The following is a 24442-nucleotide window of genomic DNA, read 5'->3' on the forward strand; positions in this document are numbered from 1 at the left end:
CGATGAAAAAAGTAAAGATAAATTTTATAGAGGCAGCAATGAAATACCGCGAGGTAACCATTGTTTTCACCATACTTTTAATGGCTTTTGGACTGTATGCCGTATTTACCATGCCCCGAAGCGAAGATCCCGAGATTACCGTTAGAAAAGGGCTTGTCATTGCAGCGTATCCAGGCGCCGATGAGCTTCAGGTAGAACAACAGCTCACCGAAAAAATAGAACAATACCTATTCAGTTTTGAGGAAGTTAAAAAAGATGAGACCATTTCAGATACCAAAGCCGGACAAGTGGTCATTACCGTTGAACTGAACGAAAACGTAAAGGACACCGATAGGTTTTGGTCAACCCTGCAAAATGGGCTGAACACTACTTTTAGAATGAACTATACCTTGCCCAATGGCATCGTAGGCCCTATTGTAAACAGTAATTTTGGCGATGTTGTAGCCCAAATGATAACCGTTTCCGCCCCCGGTAGAAGCTATGCCGAAATCGAAACTTATTTGGATAAACTCGAAGACGGACTCAAAACCATTGATGAGACTTCCAAAATAAATAGGTATGGGGAACAGAAAGAACAAATCTATGTTACCCTGAACAATGAGAAGTTAAAACAATACGGGGTTGGTATTTCCAGTATTGCACAGACCATACAGACCCAGAATGCCACAGGTTATTCCGGTGAAATACAGTTACAAAGTGCTACTGCCAATGTATTCACCAAAAACCAATACAAGAGCACGGCAGATTTGGGAAATCAGATCATTTATAGTGAACCCAATGGAAAGACCCTCCGCTTAAAAGACTTTGCGACCATTGAGCGTAGGTATGAGGAAGAAGAAAGCTACATCCAAGTAGACAAACAACGTGTTACCATGTTGTCCATTGCAATGCAGCCCGGTAACAATATCGTAAAGTTCGGTGAAAAAGTAGACGGTAAAATAGAAGAAGTAAAGCAATTTTTGCCCCAAGATGTTCAAATCAAGACCATTGTAAACCAACCTGAAGTGGTAAAAGAAAGTATAAACCACTTTATGCTCGAATTCATTATAGCAATATCCGCAGTTATCATAGTGGTGATTCTACTATTGCCTTTTAGGGTTGCGGTTGTTTCGGCGCTAGCCTGCCCTATCGCCATAATCATCACTTTTGGTATATTGAACATGATCGGCATCGAAATCCACCAAGTATCCCTTGCCGCATTGATTATTGTTCTCGGTATGGTAGTGGACAATGCCATTGTTGTGGTAGATAATTATATTGAAAAGTTAGATGAAGGTATTGACCGATGGACGGCTGCATGGCAGGCCGCAACCCAATTGATGGTCCCCATCTTTACAGCTACCTTGGCCATTATCTTTGCTTTTTTACCTTTGGCCCTTTTCCTAAATGGATTGGCTAAGGAGTTTATACAATCCTTACCAATTGCCGTGGCCATCGCCTTGTTCACCTCATTTTTGGTGGCCATCTTACTTACCCCATATATGTGTTATGTTTCCATTAAAAAAGGACTGAAGCATAAGGTCAGTGAACGTCCTCCGAAATTATCGCTGCTCGATCGCTTACAAATGAAATTCAACAATTGGTTGGACTATAGTTTTCGCCACCCCAAGATAACCTTGGCCATAGGTACTGCTTCCATCATCCTGGCTTTTATCATCGCAGGAAATACGGAACAGGAATTGTTTCCGACAGCAGAAAGAAACCAATTCAACCTTGAAGTTTGGTTGCCCAATGGCTATCCATTGGAAGAAACGGAAAAAGTGGTCAACCGTATTGAGGATGAAATAAGAAACGACGATCGTATTGTAACCATAGCCAGTTTCGTAGGTACCAGTTCCCCACGTTTTCACAGTACCTATGCCCCCGAAGTACCCCGTGAGAATTTCGCCCAGATATTCATTACGACCACAGGGAATGAGGAGACCGATGAACTGGCCACGGAATACCTGAAAAAATTCGATGGTTTTATTCCTGACGGTTATATTCGGGTACGTCAATTGGCCCTTAAGGAATCCCCAGCACCTATAGAGGTCCGTATTGTAGGTGAAGATATGAACGCTCAAAAAAAGGTGGCAGAGAAAGTAGAGGGCATTCTTGAAAATGCAGAAGGTACCAACTGGGTCAGGACCACCTATCAAGACGATTATTTTGGGATCAAAGTCAATTTGGACGACAATAAAGCCAACCGGGTCGGGGTTACCAACGCTATGGTTTCACAAACGTTGGGGGCCGGATTAAGTGGTTATCCTGTTTCCACGCTTTATGAAGGCGATAAACCTGTGGATATCGTATTGCGTTTGGATGCCGAAAACAGGAACGACATCGATGATCTTGGGGAGGTGGGTATCCCTACCATGTATGGCACCAAGATACCATTAAAAGAAATCGCATCAATTTCCCCTGAATGGCATACTGGGGTTATTTCCCGCAGAAATGGTTTAAGAACCCTGACCGTTAGGTCAGAGGCCCAAATGGGGATAAAGGCAGCCACAATACTTGACAAAATAAAACCTACCATAGACCAAATGGAACTACCAGAGGGTATAACCATTAATTATGGGGGTGAATATGAGAGTTCTGCAGAAACAATGCCCCCAATGGCCACCTCTTTGGCCGTTAGTTTGGTACTTATATTTTTGGTGTTGATGTTCCAATTTAAAAACTTCACTAGGGTGCTTATCGTATTGGCAACATTCCCCTTGAGTTTATTAGGCGCGTTCCTAGGATTAAAACTGACTGGAAATCCATTTGGCTTTACCGCATTTATGGGTGTAGTCAGCCTTATAGGAATCGTAGTACGGAACGGAATTATCCTGGTCGATTATGCCGACGAATTGGCCATTGACCATAACTACTCTATAAAAGGAGCTGCCAAAGCCGCTGGAAAAAGGAGAATGCGCCCCATATTCCTGACCTCAGCTGCAGCTGCCGTAGGTGTGGTGCCGATGATCGTGGGCAAATCACCTTTATGGGCGCCATTAGGCAGTGTATTGGCCGTAGGACTAATTGTATCCATGGTACTGACCTTGTTTATTATCCCTATTCTATATTACAAATTCGCTAAAAAGGAGTATCCAAGAGATCACGCCAGACCTATGGATAATAAAATTCAATACAAACCCAATCATTTTAGTAAAATCAAAATGAAACTGGCCAAGATCATGCCTTTTTTCATGTTCCTTCTGGTTTTTCAGACCGGTTTGGGACAAGAAAAACCTTTGAGCTTAGAAAATGTAAAAGCACTTGCCCTTAAAAACAACAAGGAGATAGTCAAGGAGCAATACAATCTTGATGCCGCCAATGCTGCCCAAAAAGCGACAAAAACGGCCGATAAACCCTCTTTGGACGCCAGTGCCATGGGTATCTATCTCGATAATCCACCCTTAGGGTTATTACCCGATTACACCGTGTACTCAACTTTAGGGGTTTCCCAGGTACTTTACGCAGGGGGCAAGGTAAGTACCGCTAAAAAGATGGCAAAAACCGGGGTTGACCTCCAAACCTCCCAAAAGGATTTGACCCAAAGCAATGTGTTGTTACAGGTGGAAAACACGTATTGGCAACTCGTAAATGTTAAGGGGAAAGTTGCTTTGGCCGAGAAATACCAAAAATTATTGAAAGGGCTTTTGACCGATTTAACCAATCTGTACGATGCGGGTCTTACCTATAAAAATGATCTCTTGAAAGTACAGGTAGAATCGAACCAAGCGGAGCTTGACCTCATGACGGCCAATGACAACCTACACATGCTCAAGCTTCAATTAGCCCAATTGGCGGGATTGCCCAACACCAATTTCGAGGTTGATGGTTCCATAAACGAAGAAGACCTTTTGGTAGAAGAAGTTTTGATTGATATCGCAGTTGAAAACCGACCAGAAATCGCAATGCTCCAAAATGCGGTTAAACTGGGTGACCTGCAAACCGATTTATTAAAGGCTGAAAGAAAACCTACTTTGGGAATCAGTTTTTCAGAATCCTATTTATATGGAGACAATATAAATGCTGCTGAAGCGGAAGACCATATGACCAACTTTGCCGGCTTGGCAAGCCTTAATATCCCCATTTTTGATTGGGGGGGGCGAAAACATAAGGTGAAAGAACAGCGTTTTAAGGTAGAAGCCCAAAAAGCGGAATTGGAAAGAACCAAAGAATTGGTGGCCATTGAAATCCAAAACGCCTATTTAGAGATAAACCAATCCATAAAAAGAGTGGATATCGCCAAGAAATCAATGCTCCAGGCCGATGAGAACCTGAAGCTTCACCAAGATAGATTCGATGCTGGAACTATTAGCGGTAGCGATGTCCTGGAAGCCCAGGTATTATGGCAAAAAGCCTATTCGGATTTAATTGACGCCAAAGCCAATTACAATATCCGCAAAGCAGCATATTTCAAAAGTATTGGCGAATTGAATATTCAATAACGTATGGAAACGGCATCTTACAGCAAAAAAGACCTCATCTTGGAAAAGGCCACCACCATGTTCACCGAATATGGTATTCACAGCCTATCAATGGATGATGTTGCCAATGCATGTGGCGTTTCCAAAAGAACAATATATAAATACTATCAAAACAAAGCGGACCTTATAGATCAAATAATCACCAAAAAAATAGAAACTTTTAAAAATAGCATTGAGGATATTACAATGAATTCTGAAAATGCCGTTGTAGAGTTGCATCGTTTTTTCAAACTCTACAAAGTAGTAATATCCTCTTATACCCCCACATTGATTAGGGATATTAAACGTTATAACCTTCAAATTTCATTAAAGTTTTCAAGAATCAACAATGATATAATTTTACCTTTTGTATACAATAATATTGAAAAAGGGCAAGTAGAAGGCCTTTATAAGGAACAATTAAATCAAGAAGACCTTAGTGAATCCATTCTGAACATGCTAAACTATATTTTTACCGATGATTCGGTCACCGATATTGAAAACGTTCACAAAACCTTGGATTTTTTTGGAAAACTATTGATGCATCGTTTGGTTACGCTTAAAGGATTGGAATCGCTAAATGCCCTGAATTTGTAACTCAATTTCAAGGATATAAATAAACCCCTGTGGATTCTAAATCCATAGTTTTAAATAAAAGAATAAAATACGTTTTAAAGTCAGTTTGTCATCCCGAATTAGGTTCTAAGAGGAATCCCATGAGTATACGATTCCCCCTCATTCATTCTTTAGTTCCCCCAATAAAAGACCCCTTGTATGCAATAGATATAAGGGGTTTTGTTTTGGTATATGACCTTTTGAGGTCTCGACTGCGCTCGACCTGACAAACCTCGATTGTGCTATTGGATTAGCAGTATTGCAAAAACATATTGTTTTGTGACCCTGTCCGGTCAGTAGAAATGAAAATCATTCCGATAATAGGACTGATGAGGTCTCGACTGCGCTCGACCTGACATACCTCGACTGGGCAACTTGATTAGCAGTATTGCAAAAACATATTGTTTTGTGACCCTGTCCGGTCAGTAGAAATGAATATCATTCCGATAATAGGACTGATGAGGTCTCGACTGCGCTATTTGATCAACATGATTCTATAACTATGTCCAGTCAGTGGAAATGACGATCATTTTGATTATATATCTCAAAAAAATAAGGTCTCGACTGCGCTCGACCTGACATACCTCGACTGCGCTAGACCTGACAAACATAAACTTCTTTAGGATTACATCGCCATATGGTAGTTTGCAATTAAAGTCGAAAAGTCTTCCTATTCGGCGAAATCATTAACTTAATAACCCGTCCGGTCGAGCGCAGTCGAGACCTTTTAAAGGGTCAGCATTAATCCAAAAACATGTTCTAGGTTTCGTTGACAACCCATGATGTCATATGATTACACAAAAAATATTAATTTGTACCAATGTCCGGTCGAGCGCAGTCGAGACCTCCTTTTGATTACCTAAAGCCAGAAACCTGAACTGCATTCATAGTCCTAAAAGCCCCATTTTTATACCCCTGTCCGGTCGAGCGCAGTCGAGACCTTTTAACGGGTCAGACTTGATCTGAAATCACGGACCAGGTATCGTTCACAACCATAATGCCTTATGATTCCTCAAAAATATTATTAATTAGTACCAATGTCCGGTCGAGTGCAGTCGAGACCTTTTAACGGGTCAGCCTTGACCCAAAAACATGTATTAGGTTTCATTGATAGCCCTTGATGCGATATGATTCCTCAAAAAAATCATAACGTATACCCCTGTCCGGTCGAGCGCAGTCGAGACCTCCTTTTGATTACCTAAAGCCAGAAACCTGAACTGCATTCATAGTCCTAAAAGCCCCATTTTTATACCCCTGTCCGGTCGAGCGCAGTCGAGACCTTTTAACGGGTCAGACTTGATCTGAAATCACGGACCAGGTATCGTTCACAACCATAATGCCTTATGATTCCTCAAAAAAATCATAACGTATACTCCTGTCCGGTCGAGCGCAGTCGAGACCTTTTAACGGGTCAGCCATAACATAGAATCCTGGACTACGCCCATAGCCCAGGAAACCTTGCCTTATTTTTGATCACATCCTCAATTTAATGAACACCTCGTGTGTACCGTTGGATTGTGATGCTATCGCGTTATCGAAAGGGGCCTCATAGGCATATCCCATATTGATCCAATTCGCGGCATTGAAGATGAAAAGCCCCCCCAAACCTTCCCGAATCCTGTACGAGGGACCTATCTCCACTCTATCATTAAAACAGAATGCCGCCGTAATATCGATTGAAAGCGGGGTAGCCTCTACATACCTGAACATCGTGGAAGGCCGGAATAGAATACCCTTGGAAAGCTGAAAATCATACCCCCCGGCCAAATACACATGTGCCTTACCTGCAGCAAACGTTGCGAGGCCGTCTTCTTCCTCTAACCTATCATTGCTCAATAGTGCCGGTACCGAAAGGGAGGCAAAAAAACGTTCCCCTTTAAGTAATGCCCCAACACCTACGTTCGGTTTAAAACTACCGTCGATATCGTTTAAAATACCCACAAAAAGAAAGTAGAATTTCCATTAACGGACTTTCTGGCAAAAAATGAAATTGCCAATACCATCCCGAAAACACCAAGAACTAAGAAAATATTTTGCAAATTGTAGGTTATTACATATTTGTGGTGATAATCGTAAAATTAATTTTTTTTCAATACAAACAAATGACCAGTAGAACTTTCTTGCTTTTTTATATAATATTACCAGATTTGGATTAACGTATTGCCAATCTAATAAAATACATACCTCTTAAATACGAGAGATAGAAACCATATCTTATATTTCTTTTCCATTGAACCTAAAAAAAGCCTAAAATTGATTCCAAGGTCTAACCGTAATGAAACAATCTTCTGTTCGGTAGATATTCAAAACAAACATAAAATAATCAGTTTTCTTCGAATTACCCATTGATGTGAACAACCGCAACTGGAGAAAGGTACCTTTATGGTCTATATTGATATTAGGGTCCAAAAAACATCCCTTTTCCCATACAATAACCTACCTAGAAAAAATATGATGCTGTGTTGCCGTAAAATAGTCCCGGAATATTTGGTTCAAGGCATGGTTTTCCCTACTAGCCTTAACGCCCAATCCTGGAAATACCCCAATAATATTCTTGGAAATCATTTGTACCGATACCGAAGCTTCTTTATGTATTTCGTGAATGAATCGGTCCTCCAAAACCTTATTAGCCATAATCCTGTTTTCCACCTCTTTGGCATACCTGAACATTTTCCGGTTGGAATCTGTGATAATATGCTCCAAATCGCACAAAGTTTCCTTGGGCATAATAGAAATAGCCTCTTCCAATAAGTGTTCGGCCATGCCTATATAATTTGCCCAAAGCGTTAAATCGGCAAAAACAGAAAATCCAATTTTAAATATCGGCTGAGGCAGATAGTACTTGTTATATAGAAAAGCACAACTTTTATGCACCAACACATCCTTAACCTCAAAAGATTGGGTAGCCGTAGCCTTTAACCCCATGGTGTTCCAATCATCGATGATCCGTACCTTATCCTTTGGCACAATAAAGGACAACACTTTTGGGGACCCATCTTCATTTTTCAATATGCTTCCTTTTTTGACTATTTCAGCATTTAGGGTAAAATGCGTCAGATAAGGAGCTCCTGTCGCATAGTGCCATATACCCGAGATTTGATAAGAATCACCAAATATTTCGGCCGTACCGGAAACACCGCCGCTTCCTCCAAAGCAAGCAGCGTATGTAGCATCAAGGAATATTTCTTTCGCTTTACCTGGCTGTAAATTTCCAATAAAATAATTAGCCCCGCTACAAAGGGTTACCGTCCATCCTAAACTCCCATCGATTTTCGCCAATTCCTTTAGTGCGGTCAAACCTTGGGTGAGGGAGGACTCCAAACCACCATAGGTCTTTGGTACCCATATATTCCATAGATTTTCCTTTTTGATCCAATTCAATACCTCTGAAGGTAAAACCTCGGCCCCAAAACACTGTTCCCTAAGCTCTTGCCGCTTGTCTTCCTGTATCATTCAAAATTATTTTTCTCCATTTAAAATATCCTGAGGTTCCAACCGCAAACAAAAAAATGGTCAATCCCGCATATATGTACAGTTCTTTATAGAAGAGCAACGGAATGGAAATTATATTGCTAATATTCAGGTATATCCAATTTTCCATCTTTCTTTTGGCCATGAGCCACATTCCGGCCCAGGCGAATGCGTTTACTGCAGCATCCCAAATAGGAACATCGGAATTGGTATAAAACTTAAGCCAGTAGACCATTAGGGTAAAACAAAGAAGTACAATTCCCATTGCTTTTATTTGCTCCGATCTATTGGAATACGAAATAGGGGTTTCTTCTTTTTGGCGACCAAATTTCCAATAAAACCACCCATAGATACTCATCACCAAATAATAGAGGTTGATTAAAATATCGGCATAAAGTTGTGATTGGTAAAGCACCCACAGACTTATGAGGATCGCCACAATACCAAATAAATAGTTATGAATATTGTTGTTCCTCGCCAAGAGCACCTGAAATACACCAAGCACAGTTCCCAATGCTTGCAACCCTATAAGATGTGTGAAAAAATCCTCCATTACAATTCCCTGACCAAAATTAATGCAATGGGAAGATGAAGTTCATATCGATGGCGGAAACGCTATATCGACTTAAATCCCTACGCCGGCATTATCCGGATCAGGTTCAGGGCAAATTACCCTTGGGTATCATCTCAGCCCGCCTTTCGGCAAGCACCCCATTTCAAAAACAAAGCTAAAACTATTTTTTGGGTTACAAACCCTATTGGGGCATGGAAATAAATAATAATCCCCATAAATATTGCCGTACAGTTTATATAGACGCCTAGGACCCTTCATACCATATACAATCAAGGGATACCGTTTTGAATTCAAACATCCTAGAAGAAAGCACGAGCTATAGGAAGGATTTTACCCCTTTCATCTTTGTAACCAAAAAATCCGATTATTTTCATGATTGGATTTTTTGGTTAGTGCCTAGAACACAACAACTTCGCGCTTACAACGACAATTTCATACAGCCGCTTAATGAATTGTTATAATTTACTGATTTTCAATGGATTATTTATTTTTACGGCATAATCCTTCAAATAAGCATTCCAATCTTCCTTTGTGGAAAATTGTCCGCTTTTTTCCCAACCAAAACCTGCATAATACGATACTTTACCATCAGTAACCTTCAAATGTGCATATAAATTACTTTCATCCGTTTTGTTGGTCAAATAATTCTCAGAACCGGTCATAGTGCCTTTAAGGGCAACAATACCCGTTCCTAATTCGGAATCGCCATGGGGTTCCCAGTAACTCACCCAACCGTGATCTACCTGAGTAGTTATTTCCCCGTCTTTTTCATGTGAGGTAAGTCCTATTGCAACCGTATCCGTTCCTTTTACCTCGACAACGAACTTGGATAAGTTAGTACCGTAATCGAGGGAGATATACTTTCTTTCGGATATGGTTTTATCTCCTGCCTGCCATGGGGCATAGTCCAACCAAAAACTTGTCCGTATCGGACCCGTTTCCAGCGTCTTCCACTTGGTGAAATTTTTGGATAAATAATAGGTTGTGTCCACCTTAACGGCCACTCCCCCAACGCCACGGCTAGAACCGACATGAAAATTATCCAAACCCTCACCCGTATCCACATGGTAGGAACCTTCCGTTTTCAAATCTTTATAATACCACTTGTTAATAATCGGATAATCCACCCTTTTAAGCCAAGCATCTATTCCGCTGGACAAGGTTCCTCCCGGAATATTCTCCTCGATCATTTTCTGGGCTACCGGACCATACGTTCTAAAGGCCACCCGATTGTTCTCCCAAGCATAATCATCTGTACGTTCGGGTACAAAACGGGAATAACAGCTTGGAATCGTATCCTTGGGGGCTACTTTAACCTTCAGGACAACCTCAAAAGTCCTTGATGAATTTGCCTTTATTTCAGGTTGAAACAACAATACATCCAGAGTACCGTCACCATTCGTATCACTTAACTGTGAAACTAATTCTTCCTTAGTCTGGGAATCAACGACCACATAGGCTTTGGAAGCATCCTGGGCTTTGTCTTCTTTTTTCAAATCTTCAAGCGCTATTTCCACGGTTTCAAAAGAACGATCCATATCCAAATCATTCGTGACCATAAATTTTGGAGCTGTTGCCTGCTCATCGGCGCAGCTAAATACCAGCAAACAAGCGAACGCCAGATAAAGAAAATGTAAATTCCGTGTCATATTCATAGTTTTATTCATTTGATGGTTTACCGATAGTGGCCAAAATACCGCCATCTACATATAAGACGTGGCCATTAACGAAATTACTGGCCTTGGAAGCCAAGAAAATTGCCGCACCGGCCAAATCTTCAGGCTCTCCCCATCTTGCGGCAGGCGTTCTACTGATTATGAAATCATTGAAGGGATGCCCGTCCACACGAATCGGAGCCGTCTGTGAAGTCGCAAAATATCCAGGGCCAATTCCATTGGTCTGGATGTTGAACTTGGCCCATTCGGTGGCCATATTCTTCGTCAACATTTTGAGTCCGCCTTTTGCTGCAGCATAGGCACTGACGGAATCCCGACCCAATTCGCTCATCATTGAGCAAATATTGATGATCTTTCCGCCACCTCTTTCGATCATTCCTTTCACAACATACTTGGACACAATAAAGGGACTCACTAAATCAACCTTTATAACCGCCTCAAAATCGGCAACTTCCATATCGATCATTGGGGTTCTTTTGATTATTCCCGCATTATTGATCAGGATATCAATCGGTCCAACTTCCGCTTCAATTTTCTTAATACTTGCTATAACGGCCATCTCATCGGTGACATCAAAAATATACCCATGGGCATCGATCCCTTCGGATTTGTATTCATCAACGGCGCTATTCACTTTTTCCAACGAAGTACGTTCGTTTACCACGATTTTCGCGCCAGCATGGCCCAAACCTTTCGCCATCGCCATTTCTTAGCTTAAGATTCCAGCCATCCCAATTTTAACCATTGAATAAATCCACAAAACCTTTATCTTTTGATTCCCTTTCCTGCGCTCGGGAAATGGCTGTTGACAAGCTAAAGAAGATAACAATTAGCCCTAATCCCTTAATTCGGAGTTGATATTTCATTGGAGTTCGAATTAATTTATTATTCTAATATTTCAAATTTCCCACTTAGCCGAATGTTTTCCGATGAGCTCCCTACCAAAACACGAAATGTACCCGGTTCAACCGTCCAGTTCATATTTTTGTCCAGTAACTCCAAATCATCGGGATGTAGCGTAAATTTTACGGTTTTTGTTTCCCCCGGCAACAAATGCACCCGTTCAAATCCCCGTAACTGACTTTCATATGTGGTAACACTACTGACCTCATCTTTTAGATAAAGCTGTACCACCTCATCCCCAGCCCGAGACCCTGAATTACGGACTTCAAAAGAAATCTGTATATCCGCTTGGGACTTGGCCTGGTTCGGACTGACCTTTAAATTATCATACTCAAAGGTCGTATAGCTAAGTCCATAACCAAAGGGATACAAAGACCCCAATACCCTTGTGCGCCCAAATCCATTGGAACCTACCTCGGGTTGACTTGCCTGTGAACCCGGTTTAAAAGGGAAATTCAATGGAATCTGCCCTACACTTTTGGGAAAGGTGGTCGTGAGCTTACCTCCAGGATTGTAATCCCCGAATAGGGTTTCAGCAATAACCTCCCCTGCGGAGGCACTTGGAAACCAAGCCTCGAGAATTGCAGGTATATATTTATTCTCCCAATTGATCGTCAGCGGTTGCCCATTTATAAGCACCAACACTAAAGGTTTGCCCGTTGCATACAAGGCCTGGAGCAATTGCAATTGCCTTCCGGGGAGTCCCAGACCAGAACGCGACATACTTTCCCCCACACGCTTATCATCCTCGCCAACTACGGCAATTACAATATCGGATATTTTGGCTTTTTCAACAGCTGCGTCAATTCGGGCCTGTTCCTCATTTGACAATGGGGTTGGTATAATTTCAGACTCAGGCCATGTAGGATCCACCACATCACAACCCTTTTCATAAGTTACCTGTAGCTTTCCCTCAGCGTAATCCTTAATCCCCTGGTACACGGTTACTTCTGGGTTATCCGCAGGTCCGTACCTACTGAACATATAATTGACTTCCTTGGCCAATGGGCCAGTTACCAATATATTCTTTATCTTACTTATGTCTAACGGAAGTAAATTATCCTCATTTTTTAAAAGAACGAGTGATTCCCTATTGATTTTTTTCGCAAAAGCCTCATCCTTATCGGTGTGTACCAATGTATCGGCTGCTTTTGTATTTTCAACAAAAGGGCTATCGAATAATCCCAATTCAAATTTCACCCGTAATATTTCAGAAACCCTTTGATCAATGATCTTCATTGACAACCTACCCCCTTTTATTAGTTCCCTTAGGGGGCCTATAAAAGATTCCGGGGTTCTAAAGGTGGTACGCACATTCAAACCCGCCTCAACAACCTGTCTTATGGCTTCCTTATAGTCGATAGCGACATGGTGTTTATCGGATACATATTCCACCGCCTCACTATCTGAAACCACATACCCCTTAAAACCATATTTCTCACGTAGCAACTCCGTTAAAAAATAATGGCTTGCCGTAACGGGGACACCATCATAGTCATTATAACTACTCATTACCCCCAAAGGTGACGCTTCCTCAATAACCCTCTTAAAGGGATACAAATACATTTGATGCATTTCCCTTGGTGCCACATGTGGGTCGGTTCTGGCTTCCCCATCACGAGCCCCTTTGGGAACACTATAGACCGCAAAATGCTTTAATGTTGCGGCAACACCTTTCGATTGTATCCCTAGGGTCATTTGTTTACCCATTTCGGCAATATGGAAAGGATCTTCCCCATAACACTCCAAAACCCTTCCCCAACGAGGATCACGTGCTACATCCAAAATAGGGGCATAAACATTGGTATACCCCAACGCTTTGGCCTCCCGGCCCACAATCTGTCCCGCCTTATACACCAAATTCTTGTTCCAAGTACTCCCGATACCTATTGGAGCCGGAAGTGGCGTTGCTTTTTTATGGCAAAGTCCATGGATACCCTCATTGGTGAAGTCTACTGGGATTCCCAAGCGCGTTTCCTCTACAAACCATTTCTGGACTGTATTTATTGCATCGGCATGGGTGCTGAAGGGGAAAGAATATTCAGTATGGGTTTTTTCTTGATTCCAAATCGTATTCAAATGTTCATCAATATTACCAATACCATCTTTCCAAACCTTGTTCTTCCAATCAGGTGTTGGCAATTCATCCTGCAATACCCTGGCATACCCATAAAGCGTAGCCATCTGGCAGGTTTTTTCATCCACGTTCATTAATGAAACGAGGTTTTTCACCCTAGCTTCCCTAGGTGCTTTCGAATCTTCATAAACATCCTTTATTCCATTCTTATTAAAATCGATCCAATCTTTATGGTAAATAGAACTTTTTTCGGTTTTCATTCCGATACAGAAAAAGAAAACCGTAAAAATTGATATGATTTTAAATTGCCCCATTCTTATAATTTTATTCAGTGAAACTCGTATTGATGTCTTCCAGGCTTACCCCAAACATTTTTTTTGATATGACGTCCAACGCTGCTACTTCCCCTTGCAAATGGATAGTAGTTTGCCTATGAATCATGGTTTCGCCAGGAATTAACGCTGCTGCCGGCGACGAGGTTTCCAATTCATAAAATGGTCCCAATGGTGGCGCTCCTGGTTCTGATGAGCCATCATTATATGCATTGATAACATCACCCGAATAAGGCTCTTCTTGGTATTCCCATGAAGAATTGACAAATCCGTTTGGCGCATCTTGAATATTATATGTGACCAATGTTATAACTTGTTGGTTTGCATCATAGCTTCCTGCAACCCCTTTTGTCCGTTTAGGGTTGATTCCGATTTTACTGCGTTTGGTACCATCGCCCTTTAAAAAAAGTACATCATCTTCCACCTTTAAATATTCTTTGGGGACTTTTCCAAAGTAATCGTCCTTTACTTTTTGTCCTAATGTAGTTGAATCGCCTTCCTTGAAGGGGATCACAACAGTGGTTTCCGGTGAGGGATTATACATACCCAATAACCAAATAGATGGTAATCCGGTTTCTGCAATCCAAGGGTCGTTACCTACATTGGTTATTCTATTATCCGTCTCATAGGCAACGAAATCAACTTTATTGGAAAGTTTTTCTCCTATTATGGTTTCTATAGCTCCCTTATCCAAGAGACGAATATTGCGCTCTATTTTCATATTGAAAATAGTACCATTATAATTTAAAAGTTCACATTGATGTTCAAAACCTACCATATTCCCGGTACGTTTTACCAATTGAAAAGGATCCGTATCAATGGCTGCCGGAGTCTTCCATTCTGAAAATTCAAAACTGCTTCCTGGTTTAAAGAACAAAGCGTTTTGCCCCCCTTCCGGACCCAACCAGAATCGTTCTTCACCTCCAAAAATATATATTTGGTCTTCCAGCTTTCCTTTGCGTTCCCCTGCTGATAAAAAACCTGCTTCAACTACTTTTTTATTGATCCATCCAAAACCAATACCCTCAGAAGAATCCGTGGTGCTCGTCATCACCCGCCCTTGGTATTGGGGTGCGATAGCAATAGAACCATTACTTGTACTCAATAAGATGATTTCGGTATGGTCTTTAAGGAATGACACGTCTTCTTTAAAACTACTTTCTTTTTTGCTACATCCAATCATAATAATGGAAATAAAAATTGATTAACCCTCCACATCCTTAAAGGTCAGGATTTTAATACTTAATCCATAACCAAACCTGATATTCATAGTAATTATGTCCTTTATTTTATCAAGATTCAATTGATTTGTTTGATCAACACCACACTCCAAGGACTAATCTCCCGTTTAATGACAAGTTATCCCTTTGCATTGGCCTATAGGAATTCCGTTTTTATGGTATTTGCGTAATCTTTCATCACTTTTATCTGTTCCCTCGTTGGTGGCTCTGGTTTTCCCATCGCTTCCCAGAAATTATGGATGTTACCATGATCTTTATCCATGATTTCGATTTTAAACGCAGCTCCTGGTTTTAGGATGGTAAATGATAAATCAAGTGGTTTGGAAGTTCCTTCTTCCCCTTTATTGGTTCCAGAAGGAACTGCATCAACATATTCTCTCGGATAGCTGTATGCCAAGGCGACATTCTGAGGATCCAATACGGTAACATAGTCTGGAATGGTTGATTCCGGACCACCTTGTATCGCTTTTCGAACATGAATGATCGCTTCATCAACAATATCAATTTTGACCATTAGGCTATCTTGTTGAATAGTTACGGCATGCTCAGATTTCTCAACGTTATACTTGAATTTTGATTGACAACCCATGGCCAAGAACACTAATAAAACAATAAACAAGGTTTTAGTATATCTTGTCATAGCTAATTTATTTTTCAGTATTGAAATGCATTCCCCGATATAAAAGGAAATGTTGATTTTTTGAATATGCTATCGTGCTTCTATGGCTTATTTACATATACGTAGCGTATTCGACATGCGTGTCCGTTACTCTGAACATCCTTCCCGTTATCTATTTTCAACTCCAATCGATGCTTTTTTCCCACTAACCCACTGGCTAATGTGTAATACCATGGCAGGTGATATGACATACTCCATGGTGTAAAAAGATTCAATTTTTGCCATTCCCCGCCATCTATCCGGTATGCAATGATTCCTGCATCCTGCCCTGCAGCAACAGCAATTCCTACGGCATTGCCTTCAAAGGTCGGTTGTAACAAGCTTCCTGGCGTTTCGCTGATCAACATGGGTACATTCACATAATTGGGACGTACCCTTTTGCCATCATTCGGATTCCAATCGGGATCGATCTTCCATCCCTTTCTTAGCTTGATCTCGGAAACATCCATCAAAACACCATTCCCATAGGCAAAAGCATCCAAAGGATTTGGTAGGGCATGCGCTTTTATTTTATCATCATTGTCGATATATCCCGTAAGCGCCTTATCAAGAAACTGAAGCATTGACCGGGCATAAACCCCCTGGCCAAAAGGCGATGGATGAAGGTTTTCAAAGTCGTCTTCCCATGTAAATTCGCCATGGTCAATCCTTTCTGTGACTTCTTGTGCCAAGTTGATGGTCGGAATGTCATAATGCTCGGCCACCCGATTATGGTTTTTTATCACCTCAGGCACCTTACCGGCCCGGTAGCTCTTCATTTTATCTGGATCGACAAAATGCATCATCACGATATCCATGGTCGGATTGGATTTCCGTAGATGTCTGACAATACCTTCCATTCCTCGAATTTGCTCTGTCGCTGTTCGTTTATTAGAGGTGTCGTTTACAGCGGCCTCTTCAAATAATAAATCGATTCTTCCTTTTGACAACACATCCCTTTCCAATCTAAATGCAGCTGGTGTGGTTCCCATGGAAGGGATTCCGGCCGCAATAAATTCAAATTCAGTTTTAGGAAATTTGTTTTTCAAATACGCATAGATACTATCACGCCAACCACCATTATGTGTAATCGACCCTCCAAGAAAAGCAACGCGACCTTTTTTATTGCGTTCAAACTGAATCCTGCTATTTTGAAGTCCACTTCCCATCCGATGGTATTTTGACGCATCCAACAAACTATTTTCAGTACTATGTCGCATGATAAAATCAACCACCATTTCCGGATTATCAATGTCATAATGGTGCCCATTTGATTTTTGGATACCGGAACTACAAGGCGATACCGTTGCCGTTCCCCCTACATGTATGTAATTTTGAACGAGTAATAACGAATTCTCGTCAGGAGGTACAACCCCATCCTTTAAACTAACGGTATGGAGAATGGGTACGCCTGCATTCGCCAGTTGATTCAAATTATCGATTGGGTTGTTTTTATAGGCTTTGGCTTCAGCATCTGAATCGAATCCGTATTCGGTCTTTAACACTTCCCAATCCTTTTTACTTCCCTTGCTTGCACCACCCCCCCCTGGCCAACTTTTAAAATCACATACTACCGCATCACCATAGATGCAAGCGACCTTTTCAGCGTTTTGCTTCGCCCAATTGTAGATAAACAATCCACCACGACTATGCCCATTTAAGGCAACCTTACCCTGTAGTCCAAATGTTGTTGTAAGATACTCGTAAAATCCATTCCAGACCTTTACAGCCTTAGGGCTTCCAAATTGCTTATTGGTGTTTATATAGGCTATATGAAAACCTTTAGTGAGGAGGACACTGTCTATTTCAGCATGGTAATCGGGAAAACGAGCCCGCCATAACCATGGATTACCGGGTATCGGTTTTTCAGGACGAATAAGACGCGCTTCTTTACCCTCAAACTTAAAATCAATACGATCGAACCCTTTCCAAGTGGTTTTAACCACCCCATCAACGCTGGATTGCCCATAACCTATTGATAAAGTGGATAATACTGTAAAAAGAAATATAAATAAACCTTTCTTCTTCATCTACTTATGTTGTTTTCATTTGCTTATCTCTCAATTCGCCTTGTTGTATACTCCTGCAATACCTCCTAAAAGCCTATGGTTTCCCCTTTGTTTCCGTAAGGATAGCCCCTCCTTCTTATTTTTACCCACGAATTGACTGTACTTCAAGAATCAGTGAATCAGCAGTATGATCCCGTGTCTGAAATCAAGTACTTAAAACCCTAAAATAGGTCTTGCCAAATCCGTTTCACCGTTGAGGATGTCCTTTATTCCTTTTTGACAAGAACTATCTCTTGTCCTAGTTGTGTTGGAATGTCATACAGGTATGTAGGCCTTAAGGCTACTTTACCTAATGTTGCCGATTCAGATATTAAAGGCTTCATGATTTCCGGCACTTGATAGAACGGATTTTTATTCACACCAGTAGCCGAAGGAACCTCTTTTTGATCGGCATAAACCAATTCGTTATAGGCACGTATTCGACAATTGCCGCCTAAATTCGATTTGATAACCGCTTTTGTCAGTTCTCCATTCTCCCATTCCATAGCTATAATTTCAAAACCTCCTCTAGCCCGAAGCCCTTTTACGTTACCATCTTTCCATACATCCGGAAGCGCCGGAATCAAATGAATAGCCCCATCATGACTTTGCACCAACATTTCGGTTAAACCGGAAGTAAACCCAAAATTACCATCGATTTGAAATGGCGGATGCGCATCGAACATATTCGCATACGTACCGCCTCCTTTGGGTGAATCCGGGCGGCCTACCAGTTTAATCTGATCCCCCATTAATGTGTATGCATGGTTCCCATCCAATAAACGGGCCCACAAATTGATTTTCCAGTTCATCGACCAGCCAGTTGATGGATCTCCACGATATATCAATACATTTTTCGCTGCCTGGTATAATTCAGGAGTCCGGAAAGGAGATATTTGATTGGATGGATACAATCCATATAAATGTGAAACATGTCGGTGTTTGTCTTCTGGGGAATCCCAATCCTTTATCCATTCCTGTAACTGGCTATATTGACCAATTTGCATGGGAGCAAGTTTAGGAATCGTAGTTTCAATTTTCTGAATTAAATCGGCGTCAATATTCAATAATCGGGCTGCCTGTTCTGTTTTAGTAAGTATGTCAAAAACCAATTGATTATCAAGTGTAGTTCCGGCAGAAAGACCCACTTTATTTTTACGATAACTTGGAGCATTTTCCGGAGACATCGAAGGGGACATGACCAACCATCCATTTTCCGGTTCTTCAGTTAAAAAGCTCAAACAAAATTCTGTAGCACCTTTCATGGCAGGATATACAGAACGCAAATAATCCAAATCACCATTGAACATATATTGTTCCCAAAGGTGTTGGCTTAACCATGTGCCCCCCGTTGGCCAAACACCCCAAGAACCATCCACGGGGCCAGTAATACGCCATAAATCAGTATTGTGGTGCAGTACCCAACCATCGGCCCCATACATTACTTGTGCAGTCTCTTTCCCTGTAACGGAAAGTTCTTTCACCATTCTTATTAAAGGCTCATGCATTTCACTAAGATTAGTTACTTCCGCAGGCCAATAATTCATTTCGGTATTGATATTTGTCGTGTAGGCACTTTTCCAAGGAGGCATCAATTCATTGCACCAAAGTCCTTGAAGGTTTGCCGGCTGCCCACCCGGTTGTGAAGATGAAATAAGCAAGTAGCGTCCAAATTGGAAATACAACGCTGCCAATGCTGGATCGTTTCCTTGACTGAATTGTTTGATCCTAACATCTGTCGGGTTATTGATCGAATCGGTTTGCCCTAAATCAAGTGCTACCCTATTAAAATATTTTTCATAATAGGAAGTATGGTCCCTAAACAACTGTTTAAAACCCTTCTTTTCAGCAACTTCGATATAATCACTTGCCTTTTTATGGGGGTTGGCACTAATATCACGGTAATTAACGAAATTGGTCGCTATTGCGATATAAAGCATTGCGCTATTGGCATTGGTAACGGTTAAAACACTATCGTTTGAAATAACTTTTCCTCCTTCGGGAACAATCTTTAACCTAGATTGGAACTCAACCTGTCCCTTTATCGGTATGCCGTTTTTAATGCGTTTACTGACGTGATCGCTACCGAAACCGATCATTTTCAACACCGCATTACCCTCAGTAGAAACGGTAACCTTTGCGGGTGCAGGGCGTTCCATAGTCGCTGAAAAATTGATTTGTCCTTTTTTACTAGCGGTTAACCTTATGACAACAACCTGATCGGTGAATGAAGTGATTATTTGTTGCTTAAAATCCACTCCTCCCACAGAATAGCTAGTGGTATTTACCGCCTTCCCAAGATCGAGTGAACGGTGGTAGTCCGTATAGTTTTCATGGTTTAAAAAATGAAGTTTTAGATTGCCCACGGTTTCATAAGGCATCCCATGTGATATTTGGGAAACGAAATTTGAATTCGCTAAATTACGTGCTTCCTTATATTTCCCAGAATATAACAGATTCCGAATATCACTTAAAGACCCTTTCGCCTTGGGATTATCGTTACGGTGTGGGCCTCCTGCCCAAAGTGTATTCTCATTTAGCTGAATATTTTCATTTACAGGGTTACCGAAAACCATGGCTCCCAATCGTCCATTCCCTAAGGGCAAGGCTTCATTCCAATCCGCTGCCGGGGCAGTATACCAAAGTTGTAATGCTTCCTTTTCTTGGGCATAACAACCCACAATTACCAGAAATACAGAAATAATACTCGTAATAAATTTCATCTATCTTCAATTATATAGTTATTTTAAAAATGGGTTAGTATGCTACTCCCCATATGTAATGCAGTTTAAAGATATTTATTATTACTTATGATGCCATTTTTTTAGCGTTATAAATTTGATCGGGCACAACTTTTCCTATTTCTGTATGTCTTCTTTTTTTATTGTAGAACTCGATATATTCCTTTATCATTTGATATAGATTCAGCCCTCCGTTCGGAGGATTAAGATATATCTTTACATATTTGATCGACTTCCAGAAACGCTCGATGTAAATGTTATCCAAGGCCCTTCCCTTACCGTCCATGGATATTTGGATGTTATTTCACTTAAGTACATCGATATATTGGGTACTTGTGTATTGAGACCTCTGATCGGAGTTGTGTATCTCCGGAGCCCCGTATTTGGCAATGGTGTCCTCCAAGAGGTCTATGCACCACTCTTTGTCCATTGAATTTGAAATACTCCAATTAAGGATCTTTCTACTGTGTACATCAATTATGGCATTCATGTACATAAAGCCCCGCAACTTGGGAATATAAGTGATATCGGTATGCCAGAGCTGATCGGGGCGTTCTATTTTAAGGTCCTTTAGCAGATAAGGGTAGCGGACTGAATATGCAAACCGTTTTACCAATTGGGAGGCATGGGATCCCATTTCATTAACCCTGCTACTATAATAACAAACCGTATTATCGGAAGCACCTGCAAGGCTACGGGTAAACATACTGATCAACATATGGTCGTTGGGAACGGTTTCCTCATCGCCGCGAATGCCTTCTTGGGTCAGTAGGTTAGGGGATACGTCCTTGAAAACCATATAGGTCTGTACTCATCATGTACATCAACGATTATTTGATAGTCTGCTCCTTTTTTAATGGCCTCATGTAGCCATGCTGTCGCTTCCTGATCACCTACACGGACAAAACCAAACTTAATCCCTGCGATTCCCCATTCCTTGAACAATGGCAACACCTTATCCAACTATTTTTCTAAAGCTCTACGGTTTACATACAACATTACTTTAGCCCCTTTTCCTTTAGCATACTTACAAATAGCCTCAATATCAAAAGGACCTTTAGAACGTCTTAGGTCTAAAGTAACCGTAGATGCATCGGAAGCATTGTCCATTTCGTTACCATACCAACCAGCATCAAAATGTACATATTGCATATGGTGACCCGCAACAAAATCTAAAGCGGTAAAACCACCTTTAGTAGTTAATGTTCCTTCACGAAGTGCCTTTCCCAGAGTTATCCAAGATTCGTCCAGGATTTTTGATGGATCGTTTAAATTTTGAACGATATAATTGTTTTCTAATAATTCGCCATGGGTTTTACCCATCATTACTACCCGTCAGGGTGATTGGAATGGTAATTTTTTATGCACTTTGGTCCCCTCGATTTTTCTTTCGGCAATAACAGCTCGCAAAATGGTATCCTGTTTTTGTTGACCTATTTTACCGTCCAGACTTGCAACAATACTATACTTAGAGGATGTTCCTTTATTGAAACTCAATCCGGCATAATCCACCAATTAGCTTTTGTAAGAGCTACCTTTAGACTATCATCCATCTCGATGAGCAAGGGCCGTTCTATTCCCGATTCTAGATGGCTAAGCGGAATTAATTTGTTCCCCTTAGGCTGTTAACTTACCCGGTTCACGTTTTGGGGTAGACCATACACCATAGTCTTCCTTAAAATTAAAATGTATTTTTTCTTCCAACCCAATTTCAGATATGTTTTGTTGTTCAGGAATTTCATAGGCAAAGGCAATACCTTCGTTATTCGCCCTTTCAATAATATTAATTTGGAATCCTCCCAATTTCAAATGAATTTTTGTTTGATTGTAATGCTCTGGAATAGTACTTAATTCGCTGAAATCAGAATGCCATTCGTTATTCACTGTGGAATTTTCCGCTTTTAATACGGACAAACCACCCGATAAATCCACTTCATTGAAAAAAGCTCTAATACCGAAGGCATGGCCACTTCCTGATCATTATATTTTATGGAACGTAATTGCATCACTCCTATTATCGCTTAAAAAAGTGATTGTTTTGCTTCTGTCCGGTGATTGTAGTTCAATCACCTTCGATTGGGTGCATGACAAAAACATCATACATACGATTAGGAATGCAATTGGTTCATGGGGTTCATGAAAAGCAACCTCAAGAAAAAACGGGTTGTCCCCTTTCTGTTTTTCCAACCATTGAATCGCCTCGTCAACCACTATTTGACTACTAAAACCTTTTATTTCGCCAACTTCTTCACCATTCCGAACAAAATTCTTGGGATTTTTATGACTTGGGACCGCATTGTTATGCGTAGCCATCCAATAATCAAAACCAAAATCATTCGGTTGTGGCTGTTGGTCGGAATTAAATCGGGAAGAACAATGCCATTTACCCACCAAACAGGTTGCATACCCTACAGATTTCAACAAGGCCGAAATGGTAACCTCATTAGCTTGATGATGTACCAAATCCCTATTATCATCGCTTTTTTTTAGTCCGGGAATAAAATCATACAACCCGCCCTATTTGGACTTCGACCAGTAAGCAATCCAACCAGTGAAGGTGAGTAAACGGGTGCCGAAGCATAGAAATTCGTCAGTTTGATCCCATAGGCAGCGAGCTTATCCAAATTTTTCGTTTGAATAATAGGATGCCCAAAGGATGACAAATCACCATACCGCAAATCATCGCATAACAATACCATTATATTGGGTTGCTTCGCAATTTCTTCTTGAATAGGTTCGTCCTTTTGTTTCAAAGATGCATCTTTTTACTTGCAAGAAACACTTACCAAAACAGTCAGGAGTAGTATGAATTTAATCGTGCTGTACTTCATTTGTATTTGATTCAAAAAAATCATTAAAAAACAGCATTTGATACTTGATGGAATTTTTCCAGTATGTATTGGTATGTCCTCCGGGACGTTCAATGTAATCGTGTGGAATATTACGTTCCAATAATTTATTGTGTAATCTTTTATTGGCATCGTAAAAGAAATCATCGACACCACAATCAAAAAGAAATTTCAGGTTTTTACCATCCAGCAAATGCACCAAATTAATTACGGTATTGTTTTCCCAATTCCCCTGGTTTTCTGCGTAAGACCCTAATCGTTTGGCTATTTCCCATCGTAAAGGAAAGGGCCTAATATCGACACCCCCACTCATACTTGCGGCAGCACCCCAAATATCGGTATGCTTAAAAGCCAAATAGAGTGCCCCATGACCCCCCATGCTCAAACCTGCTATGGCCCGGTTTGTATTTTTTGGGATTGTATTGAACGATGTATCGATTTCAGAAATAAGTTCTTTGGATATATAGGTCTCATACTGCATTGTAGGATCAATCGGACTATCAAAATACCAACTCGTTTTGTAGCCATCGGGACAAACGATTATCACATTATACCGATCAGCATAGGTTTTGATGGCAGGGGCTTTCCTTAACCAATCCTTATGATCACCACCTGCTCCATGCAGCAAATAAACCACAGAATATCCTTTACCTTTCTTGGAATATGAATCGGGGGTAATAACCACATTTTTAATGTCTTTCCCCATAGACGCACTATGAACCACAAGCGTATCGACCCGTGAGGCATAGATAGAAGCCGTTATACTTAAAAACAGGATTAAACCGATTACTTTTTTAACTGACATTTATTCTGGTTTT

At 40.9% G+C, this 24442-nt stretch carries 17 protein-coding genes, 2 pseudogenes and 1 riboswitch; of the genes and pseudogenes, 2 read left to right on the forward strand and 17 right to left on the reverse strand.

The window, feature by feature from the left end; all coding sequences use genetic code 11:
- Positions 1 to 2: 2 nt before the first annotated feature.
- A complete protein-coding gene (locus HPE56_RS03960) occupies positions 3 to 4421 on the forward strand; it encodes an efflux RND transporter permease subunit (RefSeq protein ID WP_188242445.1) in 4419 nt (1472 codons plus the stop codon).
- A gap of 3 nt (positions 4422 to 4424) precedes the next feature.
- Positions 4425 to 5036 (forward strand): TetR/AcrR family transcriptional regulator, encoded by a 612-nt coding sequence (locus tag HPE56_RS03965; RefSeq protein WP_188242446.1) that lies wholly within the window; start codon positions 4425 to 4427, stop codon positions 5034 to 5036.
- Positions 5037 to 6527: 1491 nt separating this feature from the next.
- Here the strand turns inward: HPE56_RS03965 and HPE56_RS03970 are convergent.
- From HPE56_RS03970 to HPE56_RS04050, 17 genes and pseudogenes are all read right to left on the reverse strand, one after another.
- Positions 6528 to 6995 (reverse strand): PorP/SprF family type IX secretion system membrane protein, encoded by a 468-nt coding sequence (locus HPE56_RS03970; protein ID WP_188242447.1) that lies wholly within the window; start codon positions 6993 to 6995, stop codon positions 6528 to 6530.
- 495 nt (positions 6996 to 7490) lie between these two features.
- Positions 7491 to 8507: an acyl-CoA dehydrogenase family protein gene (locus tag HPE56_RS03975; protein WP_223170169.1), complete on the reverse strand. Its 1017-nt coding sequence runs from the start codon at positions 8505 to 8507 to the stop codon at positions 7491 to 7493.
- Positions 8476 to 9078 (reverse strand): nicotinamide riboside transporter PnuC, encoded by a 603-nt coding sequence (pnuC, locus tag HPE56_RS03980; RefSeq protein WP_188242448.1) that lies wholly within the window; start codon positions 9076 to 9078, stop codon positions 8476 to 8478. Before pnuC ends, HPE56_RS03975 begins: the two co-directional genes overlap by 32 nt.
- 60 nt (positions 9079 to 9138) lie before the next feature.
- A riboswitch (TPP riboswitch) is annotated at positions 9139 to 9249 on the reverse strand.
- Positions 9250 to 9554: 305 nt separating this feature from the next.
- The gene (locus tag HPE56_RS03985) at positions 9555 to 10748 is read right to left on the reverse strand and encodes a DUF4861 domain-containing protein (RefSeq protein WP_188242449.1); all 1194 of its coding nucleotides are present in this window, start codon (positions 10746 to 10748) and stop codon (positions 9555 to 9557) included.
- A gap of 10 nt (positions 10749 to 10758) precedes the next feature.
- Positions 10759 to 11481 (reverse strand): annotated as a pseudogene (locus HPE56_RS03990) (gluconate 5-dehydrogenase); the annotation flags it as partial.
- A 179-nt stretch (positions 11482 to 11660) separates the two neighbouring features.
- Positions 11661 to 14069, reverse strand: a complete 2409-nt coding sequence (locus tag HPE56_RS03995) for a glycoside hydrolase family 3 N-terminal domain-containing protein (RefSeq protein WP_188242451.1) — start codon at positions 14067 to 14069, stop codon at positions 11661 to 11663.
- Between the two features lie 10 nt (positions 14070 to 14079).
- Positions 14080 to 15270 carry a DUF6786 family protein gene (locus HPE56_RS04000; protein WP_188242452.1) on the reverse strand — a complete coding sequence of 397 codons (1191 nt, stop codon included), beginning with the start codon at positions 15268 to 15270 and terminating at the stop codon, positions 14080 to 14082.
- Positions 15271 to 15464: 194 nt separating this feature from the next.
- Positions 15465 to 15968 carry a hypothetical protein gene (locus HPE56_RS04005; protein WP_188242453.1) on the reverse strand — a complete coding sequence of 168 codons (504 nt, stop codon included), beginning with the start codon at positions 15966 to 15968 and terminating at the stop codon, positions 15465 to 15467.
- An 80-nt stretch (positions 15969 to 16048) separates the two neighbouring features.
- On the reverse strand, positions 16049 to 18016 hold the full coding sequence (locus HPE56_RS04010; RefSeq protein WP_188242454.1) for an SGNH/GDSL hydrolase family protein: 1968 nt from the start codon (positions 18014 to 18016) through the stop codon (positions 16049 to 16051).
- Between the two features lie 245 nt (positions 18017 to 18261).
- Complete coding sequence (locus HPE56_RS04015; protein WP_188242455.1) at positions 18262 to 20757, reverse strand: glycoside hydrolase family 95 protein; 2496 nt, start codon at positions 20755 to 20757, stop codon at positions 18262 to 18264.
- Positions 20758 to 20842: 85 nt separating this feature from the next.
- Positions 20843 to 21073, reverse strand: a complete 231-nt coding sequence (locus HPE56_RS04020) for an integrase core domain-containing protein (RefSeq protein ID WP_317173170.1) — start codon at positions 21071 to 21073, stop codon at positions 20843 to 20845.
- A 6-nt stretch (positions 21074 to 21079) separates the two neighbouring features.
- On the reverse strand, positions 21080 to 21574 hold the full coding sequence (locus tag HPE56_RS04025; RefSeq protein ID WP_188242457.1) for a DDE-type integrase/transposase/recombinase: 495 nt from the start codon (positions 21572 to 21574) through the stop codon (positions 21080 to 21082).
- Positions 21541 to 22101: pseudogene (locus HPE56_RS20625) on the reverse strand (glycoside hydrolase family 97 catalytic domain-containing protein). Before HPE56_RS20625 ends, HPE56_RS04025 begins: the two are co-directional and overlap by 34 nt.
- A gap of 291 nt (positions 22102 to 22392) precedes the next feature.
- A complete protein-coding gene (locus HPE56_RS04040; RefSeq protein WP_188242460.1) occupies positions 22393 to 22707 on the reverse strand; it encodes a glycoside hydrolase family 97 N-terminal domain-containing protein in 315 nt (104 codons plus the stop codon).
- 48 nt (positions 22708 to 22755) lie between these two features.
- Positions 22756 to 23286: a sulfatase-like hydrolase/transferase gene (locus HPE56_RS04045; RefSeq protein WP_262890261.1), complete on the reverse strand. Its 531-nt coding sequence runs from the start codon at positions 23284 to 23286 to the stop codon at positions 22756 to 22758.
- A complete protein-coding gene (locus tag HPE56_RS20435) occupies positions 23262 to 23528 on the reverse strand; it encodes a sulfatase-like hydrolase/transferase (RefSeq protein WP_262890262.1) in 267 nt (88 codons plus the stop codon). Before HPE56_RS20435 ends, HPE56_RS04045 begins: the two co-directional genes overlap by 25 nt.
- 58 nt (positions 23529 to 23586) lie before the next feature.
- Positions 23587 to 24429 carry an alpha/beta hydrolase gene (locus tag HPE56_RS04050; protein WP_188242461.1) on the reverse strand — a complete coding sequence of 281 codons (843 nt, stop codon included), beginning with the start codon at positions 24427 to 24429 and terminating at the stop codon, positions 23587 to 23589.
- Positions 24430 to 24442 lie beyond the last annotated feature (13 nt).

The sequence above is a fragment of the Maribacter aquimaris genome (genome assembly GCF_014596745.1).
GTDB lineage: Bacteria > Bacteroidota > Bacteroidia > Flavobacteriales > Flavobacteriaceae > Maribacter_A > Maribacter_A aquimaris.

Excerpts from the sequence above, each read along its gene's own strand:
- HPE56_RS03960 (WP_188242445.1), top strand. The coding sequence starts at position 3 with ATGAAAAAAGTAAAGATAAATTTTATAGAGGCAGCAATGAAATACCGC.
- HPE56_RS03965 (WP_188242446.1), top strand. The coding sequence starts at position 4,425 with ATGGAAACGGCATCTTACAGCAAAAAAGACCTCATCTTGGAAAAGGCC.
- HPE56_RS03975 (WP_223170169.1), bottom strand. The coding sequence starts at position 8,507 with ATGATACAGGAAGACAAGCGGCAAGAGCTTAGGGAACAGTGTTTTGGG.
- pnuC (WP_188242448.1), bottom strand. The coding sequence starts at position 9,078 with ATGGAGGATTTTTTCACACATCTTATAGGGTTGCAAGCATTGGGAACT.
- HPE56_RS03985 (WP_188242449.1), bottom strand. The coding sequence starts at position 10,748 with ATGACACGGAATTTACATTTTCTTTATCTGGCGTTCGCTTGTTTGCTG.
- HPE56_RS03995 (WP_188242451.1), bottom strand. The coding sequence starts at position 14,069 with ATGGGGCAATTTAAAATCATATCAATTTTTACGGTTTTCTTTTTCTGT.
- HPE56_RS04000 (WP_188242452.1), bottom strand. The coding sequence starts at position 15,270 with ATGATTGGATGTAGCAAAAAAGAAAGTAGTTTTAAAGAAGACGTGTCA.
- HPE56_RS04005 (WP_188242453.1), bottom strand. The coding sequence starts at position 15,968 with ATGACAAGATATACTAAAACCTTGTTTATTGTTTTATTAGTGTTCTTG.
- HPE56_RS04010 (WP_188242454.1), bottom strand. The coding sequence starts at position 18,016 with ATGAAGAAGAAAGGTTTATTTATATTTCTTTTTACAGTATTATCCACT.
- HPE56_RS04015 (WP_188242455.1), bottom strand. The coding sequence starts at position 20,757 with ATGAAATTTATTACGAGTATTATTTCTGTATTTCTGGTAATTGTGGGT.
- HPE56_RS04025 (WP_188242457.1), bottom strand. The coding sequence starts at position 21,574 with ATGGTTTTCAAGGACGTATCCCCTAACCTACTGACCCAAGAAGGCATT.
- HPE56_RS04050 (WP_188242461.1), bottom strand. The coding sequence starts at position 24,429 with ATGTCAGTTAAAAAAGTAATCGGTTTAATCCTGTTTTTAAGTATAACG.